17 protein-coding genes are annotated in these 16,121 nt (G+C 44.8%); all 17 read right to left on the bottom strand.

The annotated features are described in order from the left end of the window. Positions 1 to 364: 364 nt before the first annotated feature. Positions 365 to 1,009, bottom strand: coding sequence for a PIN domain-containing protein (locus tag KQI22_RS06070; RefSeq protein ID WP_216551236.1), 645 nt, complete (start codon positions 1,007 to 1,009; stop codon positions 365 to 367). Positions 1,010 to 1,118: 109 nt separating this feature from the next. After that, on the bottom strand, positions 1,119 to 2,861 hold the full coding sequence (locus KQI22_RS06065) for an amino acid ABC transporter ATP-binding/permease protein (RefSeq protein ID WP_216551235.1): 1,743 nt from the start codon (positions 2,859 to 2,861) through the stop codon (positions 1,119 to 1,121). Further along, positions 2,858 to 4,597, bottom strand: a complete 1,740-nt coding sequence (locus KQI22_RS06060) for an ABC transporter ATP-binding protein/permease (RefSeq protein ID WP_216551234.1) — start codon at positions 4,595 to 4,597, stop codon at positions 2,858 to 2,860. Before KQI22_RS06060 ends, KQI22_RS06065 begins: the two co-directional genes overlap by 4 nt. Before the next feature lie 9 nt (positions 4,598 to 4,606). Next, positions 4,607 to 4,948 carry a nitrous oxide-stimulated promoter family protein gene (locus KQI22_RS06055; protein ID WP_216551233.1) on the bottom strand — a complete coding sequence of 114 codons (342 nt, stop codon included), beginning with the start codon at positions 4,946 to 4,948 and terminating at the stop codon, positions 4,607 to 4,609. A 5-nt stretch (positions 4,949 to 4,953) separates the two neighbouring features. Beyond that, a complete protein-coding gene (locus tag KQI22_RS06050) occupies positions 4,954 to 5,241 on the bottom strand; it encodes a helix-turn-helix domain-containing protein (protein WP_216551232.1) in 288 nt (95 codons plus the stop codon). After that, positions 5,228 to 5,593, bottom strand: a complete 366-nt coding sequence (locus tag KQI22_RS06045; RefSeq protein WP_216551231.1) for a type II toxin-antitoxin system RelE/ParE family toxin — start codon at positions 5,591 to 5,593, stop codon at positions 5,228 to 5,230. The genes KQI22_RS06050 and KQI22_RS06045 overlap by 14 nt, the downstream gene beginning before the upstream one ends. 180 nt (positions 5,594 to 5,773) lie before the next feature. After that, on the bottom strand, positions 5,774 to 6,265 hold the full coding sequence (locus tag KQI22_RS06040) for an HD domain-containing protein (RefSeq protein ID WP_216551230.1): 492 nt from the start codon (positions 6,263 to 6,265) through the stop codon (positions 5,774 to 5,776). Positions 6,266 to 6,283: 18 nt separating this feature from the next. Next, positions 6,284 to 6,835 carry a TetR/AcrR family transcriptional regulator gene (locus KQI22_RS06035; RefSeq protein WP_216551229.1) on the bottom strand — a complete coding sequence of 184 codons (552 nt, stop codon included), beginning with the start codon at positions 6,833 to 6,835 and terminating at the stop codon, positions 6,284 to 6,286. Between the two features lie 61 nt (positions 6,836 to 6,896). After that, positions 6,897 to 8,693, bottom strand: a complete 1,797-nt coding sequence (accD, locus tag KQI22_RS06030) for an acetyl-CoA carboxylase, carboxyltransferase subunit beta (RefSeq protein ID WP_216551228.1) — start codon at positions 8,691 to 8,693, stop codon at positions 6,897 to 6,899. Between the two features lie 21 nt (positions 8,694 to 8,714). Next, entirely contained in the window at positions 8,715 to 10,052 is a 1,338-nt protein-coding gene (locus tag KQI22_RS06025; protein WP_216551227.1) for an acetyl-CoA carboxylase biotin carboxylase subunit, read from the bottom strand. Between the two features lie 6 nt (positions 10,053 to 10,058). Then, positions 10,059 to 10,487: a 3-hydroxyacyl-ACP dehydratase FabZ gene (fabZ, locus tag KQI22_RS06020; RefSeq protein WP_216551226.1), complete on the bottom strand. Its 429-nt coding sequence runs from the start codon at positions 10,485 to 10,487 to the stop codon at positions 10,059 to 10,061. Continuing rightward, the gene (accB, locus tag KQI22_RS06015) at positions 10,484 to 10,939 is read right to left on the bottom strand and encodes an acetyl-CoA carboxylase biotin carboxyl carrier protein (RefSeq protein WP_216551225.1); all 456 of its coding nucleotides are present in this window, start codon (positions 10,937 to 10,939) and stop codon (positions 10,484 to 10,486) included. The genes fabZ and accB overlap by 4 nt, the downstream gene beginning before the upstream one ends. A gap of 58 nt (positions 10,940 to 10,997) precedes the next feature. Beyond that, positions 10,998 to 12,236 carry a beta-ketoacyl-ACP synthase II gene (gene fabF / locus KQI22_RS06010; protein WP_216551224.1) on the bottom strand — a complete coding sequence of 413 codons (1,239 nt, stop codon included), beginning with the start codon at positions 12,234 to 12,236 and terminating at the stop codon, positions 10,998 to 11,000. Between the two features lie 14 nt (positions 12,237 to 12,250). Further along, positions 12,251 to 12,988 (bottom strand): 3-oxoacyl-[acyl-carrier-protein] reductase, encoded by a 738-nt coding sequence (fabG, locus tag KQI22_RS06005; RefSeq protein ID WP_216551223.1) that lies wholly within the window; start codon positions 12,986 to 12,988, stop codon positions 12,251 to 12,253. Next, positions 12,982 to 13,902, bottom strand: coding sequence for an ACP S-malonyltransferase (gene fabD, locus KQI22_RS06000; RefSeq protein ID WP_216551222.1), 921 nt, complete (start codon positions 13,900 to 13,902; stop codon positions 12,982 to 12,984). The genes fabG and fabD overlap by 7 nt, the downstream gene beginning before the upstream one ends. Next, positions 13,895 to 14,833 carry an enoyl-[acyl-carrier-protein] reductase FabK gene (fabK, locus tag KQI22_RS05995; protein WP_216551221.1) on the bottom strand — a complete coding sequence of 313 codons (939 nt, stop codon included), beginning with the start codon at positions 14,831 to 14,833 and terminating at the stop codon, positions 13,895 to 13,897. The genes fabD and fabK overlap by 8 nt, the downstream gene beginning before the upstream one ends. Positions 14,834 to 14,862: 29 nt before the next feature. Continuing rightward, positions 14,863 to 15,852 (bottom strand): beta-ketoacyl-ACP synthase III, encoded by a 990-nt coding sequence (locus tag KQI22_RS05990; protein WP_216551220.1) that lies wholly within the window; start codon positions 15,850 to 15,852, stop codon positions 14,863 to 14,865. Positions 15,853 to 16,121: the final 269 nt, after the last annotated feature.

The raw sequence follows: 16,121 nt of genomic DNA, 5'->3' as shown, positions 1-16,121 counted from the left end.
CTTTCTTTTTATTGACTTTTATGCTTATAATTATATTTTTACATAGCGTAAAAGTCAATAACAACCTCTTTCTTTTTCTCCGTCTTTATTACTTTTCTTGCATTCGAGCCTCATTCTCACCTAATTTTTTGCTACTAAAAAATGATTTTTATCTACTAAAAATCCTGCTGCATTATTAACCCCATTTACATTGTTGTATCCCGTTCCAACCTTAAGGGTTATTTTATATGCATAAACGCACAAAAAAACAATCGTAAATTTTTACGATTGTTTTTTTTATTTATTTACCTTTCTGTATTATGATTTTAAAACAAATAAGCCGAACATTTTACATTAAAATCAATGTTTGCAATGGTTCTCCGGATTAATATTTACTTATAACAGGCTTAATATCTCCATATACCTCGCGATAATTCGAATACTTACTACGCAAAGCATTATGTACATCGCACATAAATTTTTCACTACCATATAGGGAAGTTACAACCTTTGCAACTTCATTTATAACCCTCGATTCATATTTTTTTCTGCTTAATGCCTGTTGTACCTGTCGATTCAACTCTGTTTTCTTGACTGGATTTACTTTAGCTACTGTTGTTTTCTTTTCTGTATTTTGTTTCACTTCTTTATTCTGTGTAATCTTTTTCACCGCAATAGTGCTTCTTCTTGAAACAGATATGCCTTTTTCACATTCTTGCAGAAGCCTGTTCACATTATCATATCCCTTATCTGAAGATATGATCACATATTCTACTTTTTTATTGGAGTTTTTCCCAACCAAATAGCCCAAGTATGCAATTAAATGTTTATCTAAAGACTGATCTCCGGCTGGGACCTTTTTTGTCTCCAAAGACGCTTTACCATAATTTTCAAATATATCAAGTGTTACTTTTTTCGAATTATCCGTATAAAATATATGAATATGGTCTGTACTAGATAAATTTTCACATCCCTTAAGACTATTTCCCCCACCATTTTCATAATCTACCAAATAATGCGTTTCCACCATAATCACCCTCTCCTAAAATAATTATTTACAATCATACTACCATATACACTTGTTTATTTCCACAAAGGACTTCCCACCTAAACCAAACACAAAAAATCAACACATTCCCTCACGAAATCCTCCCATTCTCCATTTCATATACCACATCTGCCACGTTCATCGTGGATACTCTGTGGGATACCAGAACAATAGTTTTCTTCCGGGCGGATTCCTTTAATGACTTCAGGATGATGCCCTCATTCAAGGAGTCTAAATTTGAGGTTGGCTCGTCCATCAGGATCATTGGTGCGTCATGCAAAAATGCCCTCGCGATTCCGATTCTCTGTTTTTCGCCGCCGGACAGGGTATCACCCAGTTCGCCGACCTCCGTATCATATCCTTTTGGGAGCGTCATAATGAAATCGTGGATAGAGGCTTTCTTTGCTGCTTCCATAATTTCTTCTCGGGAAGCTCCCGGTTTTGCAAGGGCAATATTGTTTGCAATCGAATCATGGAATAAATGTGTTTCCTGCGTGACATAGCTTTCCATATCCCGCAAATGTCTGGTTGGTATTTCTCTGACATCTGCGCCATCCACAGCTACACTTCCATCCTGTACATCCCAGAACCGCATCAACAACTTCAAAAGGGTAGACTTTCCCGAGCCGCTTGCGCCGTGAATACCTGTAATTTTTCCCGGCTGCAGTTTTAATGAATAATGATCTAAAATGGTTTCATTTTCATAAGCAAACGTTACGTTCTTCGCCTCTGCTCCGGTAAACGACCAGTTGACGCTCTCTTCTTCTGCAGTTTCCACATCGCCCGGAATTTCTTCCACAAGTGGTTTTTCCTCCAAAAGAGTAAGCACACGCTCACCGCTTGCCAGTGTCTGGTTCAAATTATTTGACAGGCTGGAAAGGGCAACCACTGGACCAAAAGAGCCCATCATGGCAATTGTGCAGGTCAATATGCCCTCGAACCCCATCTCACTCTTTCCATATAAAGAAATCGTCAGTGCCAGCATGCCAAACGATGCCAGCAGGATCACCATATTAGTAAGAGAACGCTGCGCACCTTCCATTTTGCTCAATAACTCCTGCATTTTAGCAAGATTTCGCGAACGCTCTGACATCTGTTCCTTCCGCTGCTCTCCCTGCCCATACTGGATCGTTTCATCCAGTCCGCGAAGCGAGTCAAGTACAAAACTGTTTAACTCTCCAAAATTGGTACGGAATTCCATTCCTTTCTGACTGCCGCGCTTTCCGTTCCACATCGGGATCACAACTCCCACGATCAGATAAGCTGCCAGTGCAAACAAGCCTGCTGCCCAGTGATAACTTCCAATAAAGAAGACCATGATCAGTGACGTCAGCGTTGCGATCGCGATCGGAGAAATCGTATGCGCATAAAACACTTCCAATAACTCAATATCTGTTGTAATAATGGAGATCAGATTTCCCTTATCCCGTCCTTCCAGCTTAGCAGGGCAGAGCTTTCTGAGGGCTGCAAATACTTTATGGCGAATGATCGCCAGCAGCTTAAATGCAATAAAATGGTTGCAATACTGCTCCACATAATGCAGGATTCCGCGAAGCACTGCGATAACGATCATCACTGTGATGATTGTTTTTACCGGTGTTTCTATCAGCCACATATTTTGGATCGGGACACCCAGTTTGACGGCTCCTGTCAAAATACCATGCATGATGACCTGTCCGGCAAGAATTGTCAGAAAAATTGCACATAAGTAACCCAGCGTGCCAAGGAGGATCGCTGCCAGCATAATGTGAAGCAGCGGTTTTACCAGACCGATCAGGCTCCCCATGATCTTAAGGGCACTTCTGCGTTTTGTAACCTTTGTTTCTTCTTTCATGATGCATTGCCCTCCTTTCCATAATTCTCCAACGCCATCTGGCTGTCATATAAATGTCTGTATGCCCCGTTTTGCTGCATCAAGTCTTCGTGTTTTCCACTTTCTGTGATCTCGCCGTCTTTCAGGAAATAAATCTGATCGGAGTCCACAACATTGGCAAGTCTGTGTGAGATCAGCAGCACGGTCTTTGTCTTTGCGATCTCATGGATCACCTGCATGATCAGTTCTTCGCTTTCTACATCAATATTCGAAGTCGCCTCGTCAAAAATATAGACTTCTGCATCCTTGAGTAGTGCCCTTGCGATCACCAGTCTCTGACACTGCCCGCCAGAAAGGTTACTTGCTCTTTCCTGCAGTTTCGTCTGTAATCCATCCTGTGTCTGTAAAAATCCCAGCAGATTGACCTTTTCCAAAACAGCTTCCATCTCCGCCTTTGTGGCATCCGGTTTTGCCATCTTTAGGTTTTCTTCTACTGTTCCTTTGAAAACATAGCTGTTATGTCGTACCAGTACGACATGCTTCATCAGATCTGCCTCATTCACTTCTGCAAGCGGGCATCCACCGATCGTAATCTCACCGGTAAAGCCATGATTTTTTGCCGATAAGATTCCTGCGATCGTACTCTTGCCACAACCTGATTCACCGACCAGGGATACAAAACTTCCTGCCGGTAGTTCCAGATCGATCCCTTTTAAGATTTCTCTGTCTTTCTCATACGAAAAATGCACATGTTTCAAAGAGATATCTAACGCACCATCCGGTAATGTTTTCTCCCCAGTCTGTGGCTCCGGCAAGTCTAAGATCTTAAAAATCTTATCACTTGCAGCCATTCCGTTCATTGCAATATGGAAAAAAGATCCAAGCAGACGAAGCGGCAGGAAAAACTCGCTGGCAAGCAGCACGATACATAAGGTTCCTGCCACATCGATATTGCCTTTCAAAAATTCCGATACAGCCACAGCCATTCCGATCGCAGCACCACCATATGCCACAATATCCATTACACTGGTAGAATTTAGCTGCATTGTCAGGACTTTCATTGTGATCCTGCGGAAGTTCTGTGACTCTACATCCATCTCATCTGCTTTCTGCTGATCTGCCTGATAAATCTTCAATGTGGTCAGTCCCTGCAGATTTTCAAGGAAAGAATCTCCCAGTCCTGTATAGATGCTCCAATATTTATTTAACAGCTTCTTGGCGATCTTCTGTACCCCAACAATAGAAATGGGAATTAACGGTACACAGATCAGAAGAATGATACTTGCCTTCAGACTGACCCTGCATAGAATGACAAATAACGTCAGTGGTGCGATCAGGCTGTAAAATAGCTGTGGCAGATATTTTCCAAAATACGTTTCAAGCTGCTCCACACCTTCTGTCGAAACCTGTACGACCTCCGAAGAGGATACCTGTTCACTGTAGGAAGTGCCAAGCCTCAACATTTTCTCGTATATCTTTTCACGCAGGATCCGTTTCACGTCCACACATGCCAGATAAGAGGATCTTGTTCCCATCCGCTCACAGATAAACCGCATGACTACAACCAGAAGCAGGATAACGATTGTCCGTTCCAGAACCGGTACTGTCACAGTCCCGTATACTACCCGCTCCAGCAATGCTGCAATCGAAAAAACTGCCAACACCTGCGACAGAAGTGCTGCCCATTGCCACAGTATCGTATATACAATGTACTTTTTTGCGTGGGATAAAAGCCCCACAAGTCTAGTCTTGATCATAAGTAGCTCCTATTTTTTGTTCTTCTCTTTCCTGCTGCACACCAGATGCCATATAGCAAGCAGTGGATGATACAGCAGCATTCTCGGCCCCGAAAACCGCATGACTTGTCTGATCTTCTCCCGCATTTCCGGCTTATAACAGTGCACCTTACAGTTTGCACAAAATGTCTTCTCCTTCATAAAAGGGCATTTTTCACTGCGAAGCTTCGCATACTCTGCCAGTTCCCGACAGGATGGACACATCTGTCCTGCCTGCCAGCCTTCCCCGGAATGATTTTTCCGGCAGTATAATTTTATCATTTCTTCCACGACATACTGTTCTTTCTGCCGTTTCTTTTCTATTTTGTCCATCTGGTTCACGCTTTCTGTTTTGGCACAAACTCAATTTTCAAAGTCATTCCCAGTCCATCAGCTAACCTTTTCAGTAAATTGACAGAAGGATTTCTGGTTCCATTTTCCAGCTTACTAATATCAGCCTGATTGATTCCGGTACGTTCAGCCAGTTCTTTCTGTGTCATATGCTGAGAAGTACGAGCATCCACAATAGCCCTTATCACATCCATTTCTGGTTGAATGGCTTCATATTCTTTCTTGAATTCCTCGTCCTGTAACTGCTTAGAAAGCATATCATCAAATGTTCTCATCCTTCATCATCCTCTCTATAAAATCTTTTCTTCTATCCTTTGCAATCTGAATCTCGTCCTTAGGCGTTTTCTGTGTTTTCTTTACAAATCCATTTGTGAGTATAATTTTTCCCTCATAATAGAAAAAATATAAAACTCTGGTAATATCACTTCCGAATTTACACCGTAGTTCAAAGATTCCATCATCTAAATGCTTACTATATGGTTCTCTGAGCAGATTCCCTTTCTCCTGCAAAATCCCCAGCAATCCAAATATCTTAGCTCGCATTTTGGGATTCACCGAATCAAGAAATTTTTCTACCGGAACTTCTCCATTTTCTTTTTCATATGCTATCAATTCAAATTCTGCCATGCATCCTCCTTTGTTTTATAATATGGCATATATGCCATATTGTCAATTCCATGGCTAAAATAACTGTCCATGATTATGAAAATATCCTCTTATCTTAGTTCATTGATGAACTATAAATAAGAGGATATCACTTGGCGATAATTATTGCATTTTATGGTTCATATCATATATCTCTTATTCTCACACCCCAAACATCGTATTCAGCAGATAAATCCCTGTCTCTGTTTCAAATACATTACTCCTGCATTTTCTGATTGCTTCCTTGGACAGATTATCTTCCAGCGCATTCACGAGGAAATCCGCCTCCAGAAGAATTCTGTAATCCAAACCGTCCACATTCTCATATGTATGGTGATGTGCGATCAGATAACAGATTCTGGCAGTCTCAGCCACAGTCACTTCCGGGAACTGTGCAAGCATTTCCTTTGCGTAGGCAGGCCCTTCCTGCTCCTGCAGCTTTCCGTCACATCTACCGTATTTTTCTTCCGAAGGACGGATTCCGATATCGTGCAGGATAGCTGCCATTTCCAGAATATGTAATGTCTTCGGATCCAGTCCTTCCCTCACACCTATCACATGTGCAAATTCATATACTTTCAGAAAATGCTGGATCCGCTTTGGATCACCAGCATTAAACGCTGTCATTTTAACGATCAGATCTTCGTTTATCATATCTCATCATCCTTTCCATTATAAATGTGTATGCGTCCGGATCCCTGCGGAAATTGTCTGTGCAATTTCCGCAGCGGTTTCTTTCTTGCCGCCTTCTTCCCACTGGATAAACACATTTAAGAGTGCACCGCCATAAAAAAACAATTCATAATCCGGAATATGGTAGACCGGTTTGATCTTTTCGATCAGATAAGTATTCATCGCATCTATCACAATGGAATACAGCCCCGCATGCACAATTTTCAAAATGAAATCAGCGTATTGATCAAAAAAACTAAGCGCATACATAATGCTGCTTCTGTCATGAAAATGTCCCAGCTTCCCTTTACTTCTCTCCACTTCCCAGACATATTCTTTTACAATTTCATGGAAATAATCCTGAATGGCCTCCTCTTTTGTATCGTAATAATGATAAAATGTCATCCTGGAAACGCCCGCACGCTTTACAATATCTGAAATACGGATCTGTCCGTATTCCTTCTGATCCAGCAACACAAACAAGGCTTCCCCGATACACATGCGGGTAAACCTTGTACGCGTATTATATTCTTTTGTAAACAGATCTGCCATGCATTATTCTTCCTTTAAAGTATTTTCTCCTGCACCTATTATATCTCGCTTCCTCATACATTTACAGCTGTAATTTTCCCATTTTCCGGAACCGTTCATACCGCATTTCTTTTACCTGTTCAGGCTTTATTCTTTCATACTTTTGCAAAAAGGAACCTATTTCTTTGGAAATCTCTGCCGTCAATTTTGGCAGCCCAGCAGGCAGTTTTTCTTCTTCCGCAAATACTTTTTCAATGACACCCAGCTTCAGCAGATCCTCTGCCGTCAGTTTCATGCATGCAGCCGCTTCTTTTGCTCTGTGACTGTCTTTCCATAAAATACTGGCAAACCCTTCCGGTGAAAGAATGGAATACATTGCATTTTCCAACATCCAGACCTCATTGGCTGTCGCAAGCGCAAGCGCGCCGCCGCTTCCTCCTTCTCCGATGATAATGGATAAAACCGGGACTGAAAGTGCTGACATATCCGAAATGGATGTGGCAATTGCCTCCCCTTGTCCCTGTTCTTCCGCTTCAATACCACAGTAAGCACCCGGTGTATCCACAAAACAGACCACCGGTCTCTTAAATTTTTCTGCCTCTGCCAGTAATCTTTTTACCTTACGATAACCACCCGGCTGACACATACCGAAATTATGGGCAATCTGTTCTTTTGTATTTTTTCCCTTTTCCTGTGCGATGATCGTCACAGGTTCATTTTGAAACATGGCAATTCCCGCAATGACCGCCGGATCATCCGTTCCGGCCCTGTCCCCATGTAATTCATAAAAAAGCGGAAATAACTCTTTGATATAGTCTGAGCTGATACTACGCCCCTGCTCCCTTGCGAGCTGGACACGTTCCCATGCAGACTTTGTATGGAACAACTTTTGGGCTTTACATGCTGTTTCTTTTTTCTGATCTGCCCGTGTTTCACCCTGCTGAATCAGCTCTTTCCGACTATCATTTAAGTTACTATTGGCTAACTCATTGGATTTAGCCTTAAATCCCAGGCAATTCTCCTGTATGTTTTCTTCTCCCGCATGGTGCAGCAGCAAAAGGTCTGTGAGTACCTGCTTCATTTCTTCTCTTTTTACGATCCGGTCTACAAAGCCATGCTCCTGCAGAAATTCTGCTCTTTGGAATCCTTTTGGCAGCTTCTGATGGATCGTCTGCTCGATCACACGTTGTCCGGCAAATCCGGCAAGTGCTCCGGGTTCGGCCAGTATGATATCCCCTAGCATTGCAAAGCTTGCCATTACGCCGCCTGTTGTCGGATCCGTCAGCACACTGATATAGAGAAGCCCCGCCTCACTGTGTCTTTTTATGGCGGCACTTGTTTTTGCCATCTGCATCAAGGACAGCATCCCCTCCTGCATTCTTGCACCGCCTGAGCACACAAAGATAATAACGGGTAATTTCAATTTCGTGGCACGTTCTACCGCTCTTGTTATTTTTTCTCCGACAGCTTCTCCCATACTCGCCATAAAGAATCTACCATCCATAACGCAAAGAACAGTCTGTCTGCCACCGATCCTGCAGCGGCCTGTGATAACTGCCTCTTTCATATGCGTGCGCAGCCTTGTCGCTGCAAGCTTTGCCTCATAGCCCTCAAACTGCAGCGGATCCGTTCCGACAAGATTTCTGTCCCATTCCAGAAACGTACCTTCATCCGCAACTCTTTTAATGCGTTCATAAGCACTCATTCGAAAATAGCCGCCGCATTTCGGGCAGATATATCCACTGCTTCTGACATCATCTATCAGCACAATACCGCCGCATTTTTTACATTTGCATAATAGATCGTCCGGAACAGACGGATTGATACCGGTATGATACATTTCCTTTGCTGTTTTTTTGAATACATGATCTAAATTCATCGGTCAACGTTTCTCCCAAATTCAAAAATGGTTTTCTATATAGTTGATATCCACATTCCCGTTCTGATAGTCCGGTTCTTCCAAAATACCATATTGATAATCCACATTGGTATCGACACCCTCAATAATGACCTCTCCCAAAGCACTACGTGCCTTTCGGATCGCTTCTTCCCTTGTCTTTGCCCAGACACTGATCTTTGCGATCATAGAATCATAGAATGGTGGTACCCTGTAGCCGCTGTATATTGCGGAATCGATCCTGATTCCTTTTCCGCCCGGCAAATGCAGCCCTGTGATCGTCCCGGGACACGGTCTGAATTCTTCTTCCGGTTTTTCCGCATTGATCCGCATCTCGATCGCATGTCCGCTGATCCGGATGTCATTCTGGGAAAAAGTCAGTTTTTCTCCTGCTGCAATCCTGATCTGCTCTTTGATCAGATCAATTCCGGTGATCCATTCCGTGATTGGATGCTCTACCTGGATCCGGGTATTCATTTCCATAAAATAAAAAGCACCGGAAGGTTCTAACAGGAACTCTATTGTGCCTGCATTGATATACCCTGCTGCCTTCGCTGCACGGACCGCTGTCTGTCCCATCTTCATTCGCTGTTTGGGTGATAGTGCGCAGCATGGTGCTTCCTCGATCAGCTTCTGGTGTTTTCTCTGGATAGAACAATCCCGTTCCCCAAGGTGTACCACATTACCATAGGAATCTGCCAGGATCTGAAATTCCACATGACGCGGTCCCTTTATGTAATGTTCCAGATACATGGCATCATCACCGAAGCACTGTTTTGCCTCTGCCTGTGCAATCCGGAAATTCTTTTCAAAATCCTCTTTTGATCCGGAAAGACGCATTCCTTTTCCACCGCCTCCGAGAGCTGCCTTGATCATAATGGGATAACCGATTTTTTCCGCTTCATGCAGTCCGTCCCGGTAATCAAAAACCGCTCTGTCGCTGCCCGGTATAACAGGGACTCCCGCTTTCTGCATCGTTTCCCGTGCAAGCTGTTTATTGCCCAGCCTTTCAATTATTTCTGCCTTAGGACCGATAAAAATAATATTGCATTTTTCACACAACGATGCGAACTTTGCATTTTCCGATAAAAACCCAAATCCCGGATGAATGGCCTGTGCACCGGTTACGATAGTTGCACTGATGATCCTCTCCATCGATAAATAGCTGTCAGAAAGTGAAGCAGGGCCGATACAGACAGCCTCATCTGCCAGCTTTGCATGTAATGCTTCCCTGTCTGCCTCCGAATAGACTGCCACCGTCTCAATTCCCATTTCGCGACAGGCTCTGATGATCCGCACGGCAATCTCTCCGCGATTTGCCACAAGTAACTTTCTTATCATTTTTATTTACCCTATCATAAATGTCAGTTGTCCGCTGGCAACTACTTTCCCATCAACGCTTGCTGTCGCTTCTCCGATACCAACCGGTCCCTTTTGTTTTATAATCTTTGTTTCCAGCCTGAGCATATCTCCCGGTACTACTTTTCCACGGAATCTGCATTTATCAATTCCGCCGAAAAAGGCGATCTTTCCTTTGTTTTCAGGCTGTGATAAAATAGCGACAGCTCCTGTCTGCGCCAGAGCTTCTATAATGAGTACCCCCGGCATAACCGGTTCCTGCGGAAAATGTCCTGCGAAAAAATCTTCTCTGTAAGTCACGCATTTATACCCGATCGCATATTGTCCCGGTTCATAATCTTCAATCCTATCCACCAGAAGAAACGGATGTCTGTGCGGTAAAATTTCTTTTATTTCATTGATCTGTAATGATTTCATGATGCTGCCTCTTCTACATTTGCATTTTCGATCACGAACAATGTCTGTCCGTATTCCACAGTGTCCGTATTATGCACCCTGATCTCCCGGACAATGCCGTCAATATCACTTTCAATTTCATTCATCAGCTTCATTGCTTCAATAATGCCAAGCACCTGTCCCTTTTTTACATGATCTCCGACCTGTATAAATGGTTCCTCTCCTTCAGCCGGTGCTTCATAAAACACGCCAACCAGTGGTGAGGAAATGTCTGTACAATTCTTGCTCCGAACAGCTTTTCCTGCATTCAGTTCACCTTGATACCCTTTGTTTTCTGCAGGTTCCCGTACCATAACCGTCTTTTCCGGTTTCTTACTGCATTTTATCCTGATACCGTTTTCTTCATAACAGAAACTGTCCAGTTCCGACGCCGACACCGTCTGGATCAGCTTTATCATATTTTCAAATTCCATAGCTTTACCCTTCACCTTTTCTGATCTGTGATCACTCTGTACCATCCTGCCCTAATCGTCAGGCATCAAATGTTTTAAAAACAAGCACCGCATTATGTCCGCCAAAGCCCAGGGAATCACTCATGGCATAAGTGATCTTTTTCTCCACCGGTGCATCAATGGCATAATGCAGATCGCATTCTGGATCTGTTTCTTTTGTACCGGCTGTCCGGTGCACAAAGCCATCCTGAATAGACTTCACACAGACAATGGCTTCCACGCCGCCTGCTGCCCCGAGCAGATGCCCGATCATGGATTTTGTTGAATTGATCAGCACATTCTTAGCATGCGCACCAAAAGCAAGCCTGATCGCTCTTGTTTCAAACAGATCATTATGATGTGTACTTGTACCGTGTGCATTGATATAGTCAATCTGCGCCGGTTCTATGTCTGCTTCCTGCATGGCAAGCTCCATTGCCTTTGCCGCACCGCTTCCATCCTCACATGGTGATGTAATATGATACGCATCCGCCGTTGCTCCATATCCCACAAGTTCTGCATAAATATGCGCACCACGCTTCTGCGCATGAGAAAGTTCTTCCAGTACCAAAATACCTGCCCCTTCTCCCATGACAAAACCGTTTCTGTCCTTGTCAAAAGGAATGGAAGCCCGCAGCCTGTCCGTTTCCGTTGAAAGTGCTGTCAACTGCTGAAACCCTGCGATACCCGTAGGACAGATACAGCTTTCAGCGCCGCCTGCCAGCATGATATCCGCTTCCCCATACTGGATCGTACGCATGGCATCACCGATACAGTTTGTGCCTGTTGCACAGGCTGTTACAACATTTTCACACTTTCCTTTAAGACCGAATAAAATAGAAACATTGCCTGCTGCCATATTCGAGATCATTTTCGGAATTGTCAGCGGATTTACCCGGTTTACCTTATGTTCCAGAACTTTTCCATAAGTAACCTCTACGGTCTCAAGACTTCCGATGCCGGAGCCGATGATCACACCGGCGCGGTAAGGATCTTCCTTTTGCATATCAATACCTGCGTCTTCCATTGCTTCCTTTGCCGCAGCAACGGCATACTGTGCAAAAGGCTCCATGCGCCTTGCTGCCTTCGGATCCATATAGTCAGCAGCCCTGAAATCCTTTACCTCTGCTGCCAGACTTACTTTAAAATCAGCTGTATCAAACTTTGTAATCCTGTCTATACCGACTTTCCCTTCCTTACAGCTGTTCCAAAATACATCGACACAGTTTCCGGTCGGAGTCACTGCTCCCATTCCTGTAATTACAACTCTTCTTTTCATTCTCTGTCTCCATTCTACATCACCATGCCACCATCAACAGCAAGTACCTGTCCTGTCAGATATGCGCCTTCCGCAGCCAGAAATGCAACCGCATCTGCCACATCCTCCGGCTGTCCGAAACGCCCAAGCGGGATCTGTCCGCATGCCTTTTTCCTGATCTCTTCCGGAAGTTTCCTTGTCATGTCTGTTTCAATAAAGCCCGGAGCAACTGCATTTACCGTAATTCCACGGCTTGCAAGTTCTCTCGCGGCAGTTTTTGTCATTCCGATCAGTCCCGCTTTTGCTGCTGCATAGTTAGCCTGCCCGGCATTTCCTGTCATTCCCGTAACGGATGCAATGTTAATGATCCTGCCATAACGCTTTTTCAGCATTGTCTTTGCTGCAGCACGCATTGTATGAAATGCCCCTTTCAGGTTAGTTGCAAGCACCGCATCAAATTCCGCATCTGTCATACGGAGCATCAGGTTATCTCTTGTGATCCCGGCATTATTGACCAGAATATCTATTCCCCCGTAATCCTTTGTGATTGCGGCGATCATAGCCGTTGTGGCAGCTTCATCCGCCACATCACATCCATACGTTACAGCACTTCCGCCGACTTTGCAGATTTCCCCGGCAACTGCCTCCGCCGCCTCCTTTGAACCGTTATAATTTACGATCACAAGTGCTCCCATTTTTGCAAGTTTTCTGGCAATGGCACATCCGATTCCTCTTGATGCACCTGTTACCAGTGCTACTTTTCCAGTCAACATAATTCATTTACCACTTTCTTCACATCTTCCCAGATGGCAACATTTTTCACAGTTACTGTCGGGTCTATTTTCTTCATAAACCCGGCCAGTGTTCTTCCTGGACCGATTTCCACAAAAGTATCGATTCCCTGCCTTATCATATATCTGACACTCTGCTCCCAGTGCACGGAAGAATGGATTCCCTCACAAAGCAGTGCAGCAATCTCCTGCTTGTCTGTTACCTTTTGTGCTGTCACATTGGAAATGTAAGGGATCTGCAGATCGGATATCGTTACTTTGGAGAGTTCCTGCTTCAGTTTTGAAGCTGCCGGCTCCATCAGTAAAGAATGGAACGGACCACTTACCTTCAAAGGCAGTACACGCTTTGCACCTGCTTCCTTCAATGCAGTGCCCGCCTTTTCAAGTGCTGTAAGCTCTCCCGTGATAACGATCTGCCCCGGGCAGTTATAATTTGCGATCATAACACCCGGAATGTTCTTCAGCACATTTTCTATCTTTGCAGCCTCCATACCCAGCACTGCACTCATACCGCCAATGCCCGCCGGTACAGTGTACTGCATCAGTTTTCCACGCTCTCTGACAAGAAGTACTGCATCTTCCATGGAAAATGCCCCGGCTGTTGCGATTGCCGCATATTCTCCAAGGCTGAGTCCCGCAGTCATTTCCGGTCTGATTCCCTGTGCAAACAGCTCCTGCGCCATCATCAGACAGACTGCGACCATTGCCGGCTGTGTATACTCCGTCTGATTGATCTCTTCATTTTCTGTAAAACAGATTTTTTTCAGATCAAAATCAAGCCGTCTGCAAACAGCGTCAAAGTATTTTTCTGCCTGCTCACTGTTTTCATAAAAATCCCGTCCCATGCCACATTTCTGCGCCCCCTGTCCGGGATAGATAAATGCAATCTTACTCATACATCCTGCTCCTGTTTAATGCTTCTTTTGTCTGTCTTATCAGCATATCAATTAGTTGTTTGCAGCTAACTTCTTCTTTAATAAGACCTGCGATCTGTCCGGACATCAGACTGCCGTTATGAATATCTCCTTCCTGCACGGCTCTTCTGAGTGCACCGGATGCCAGAAGTTCCAGTTCCTCAACAGATGCTCCTTCCTGCTCTTTTTGCAGGTAAACTTTTGTCATGTCATTCCGCAGTGCCCGGATCGGATGTCCTGTACTTCTCCCCGTGACCTTGGTATCAATATCTTTTGCCCGGATGATGCGTTCCTTATAAGCCGGATGCACCTGACATTCTTTTGTGACCACAAACCGCGTACCCATCTGTACACCTTTCGCCCCCAGCATCAGTGCTGATGCGATTCCTCTGCCATCGCCGATTCCTCCTGCAGCGATCACCGGGATATCAACTGCGTCCACAACCTGCGGTACAAGTGTCATCGTTGTGCTTTCTCCGATATGACCGCCGGATTCACATCCTTCTGCCACGACCGCATCTGCTCCGCAACGCTGCATACGCTTTGCCAGTGCAACCGATGCCACAACCGGAATGACTTTGATATTCCGTGCTTTCCACAGTTCCATATATTTTTCCGGATTACCGGCTCCTGTTGTAACAGCCTTTACGCCTTCCTCTGCGATCACCCGGGAAACTTCGTCCGCGTAGGGGCTCATTAACATGACATTTACACCGAATGGACGATCCGTTAATTCCTTTGTTTTCCGGATCTGCTCCCTGACCCAGTCAGCCGGTGCATTCGCTGCACCGATCAGCCCAAATCCACCGGCTTCCGATACTGCTGCAGCCAGATGATATTCTGCGACCCATGCCATACCGCCCTGTATGATCGGATATTCCGTTCCCAGTATTTCATTTATTTCTGTATGCATCATATTCTCCTTTTCCCATTTCCATCTTCCTACCGCCATGTCACAACACTGGCAGCCCAGGTCAGTCCGCCTCCGAACCCTGCGATCACCAGTCTGTCTCCGGTTCTTACTTTTCCGCCCCGGCAAAGCTCATCCAATAAAATCGGAACAGAAGCAGAGGATGTATTTCCATATTCCTGTACGTTCATCGGAAATTTCCCGATGGGCTGCCCGGTTCTTTTGGCAACAGCTTCCACAATCCGTGTATTTGCCTGATGCAAAATATAATATTTGATCTCTTCCTTCTGTAAGTTGTTTTTCTGCAACAGCTCCTCGATGATCTGTGGTACCTTCCGGACGGCGAACCGGAAAATTGCCTGCCCGTCCATCCGTACAAACGCATTTTTCCTTCCGTCAGCCACGGCTTCTTCCTGCACCGGTGTTCCAAACGGATTTGATAAATATCCGCTGTATAATGTCAGTGCATCCCCCATGCTGCCATCTGCACCGCAGACAGATTCCTGTTTTTTTCCCTTTTCCGCCGCCAGTACCACTGCACCTGCTCCGTCTCCAAACAAAATACAGGTACCGCGGTCCGACCAGTCCGTAATACAGGAAAGCGCTTCACTGCCGATCACAAGGATCTTCTGATACAATCCGCTTTCTATATAAGCACAGGCCGTCTGGTAAGCTGTGACAAATCCGCTACAGGCTGCATTCAGGTCAAAACATGATGCATTCACCGCTCCAAGCTCCTTTTGCACCAGACAGGCATTGCATGGGATCATCTGCGTTGGGCTTGTTGTGGATACGATGATCAGCTCCAGCGATTCCGCCTGTATTCCGGCATTTTCCAATGCCGCTCTACCTGCTTTTGCAGCCATGGAGGCGACTGTATCATCCGTCACGACGTGGCGCCTTTCTATTCCTGTCCGTTCCCTGATCCATGTATCGCTTGTTTCTATATAATTTTTTAGCTCCTCATTTTCCACCACCCGCGGTGGAATATACGAGCCGGTTCCTCTGATCACTGCAATCATAGCTTTTCCTCATCCTGTTTTGTCATAACTTACTCATATGGTTCATCTGCACTGTATTTCCGCTTCATTTATCCTGCTCATAATAGTATATAGCACGCCCCATACACAAAACAATTTACATTTCGCGATATTTTGTAACGAATCTATAAAAGGGGCTGTAAAAAAACTCCCCTGACAGAAAAATCGCCCGGACCGTGAGGTCTGAGCGATTTTTTGGTATAATTAATTATGCTACTAAATAACAATACCAATAGTAATTATACTATGCG

It is taken from the genome of Kineothrix sp. MSJ-39, assembly GCF_018917935.1.
Classification (GTDB): Bacteria; Bacillota; Clostridia; order Lachnospirales; family Lachnospiraceae; genus CAG-194.
The sequence above is the reverse complement of the archived record's forward strand: the minus strand, read 5'-3'. Positions and strand labels throughout refer to the sequence as shown.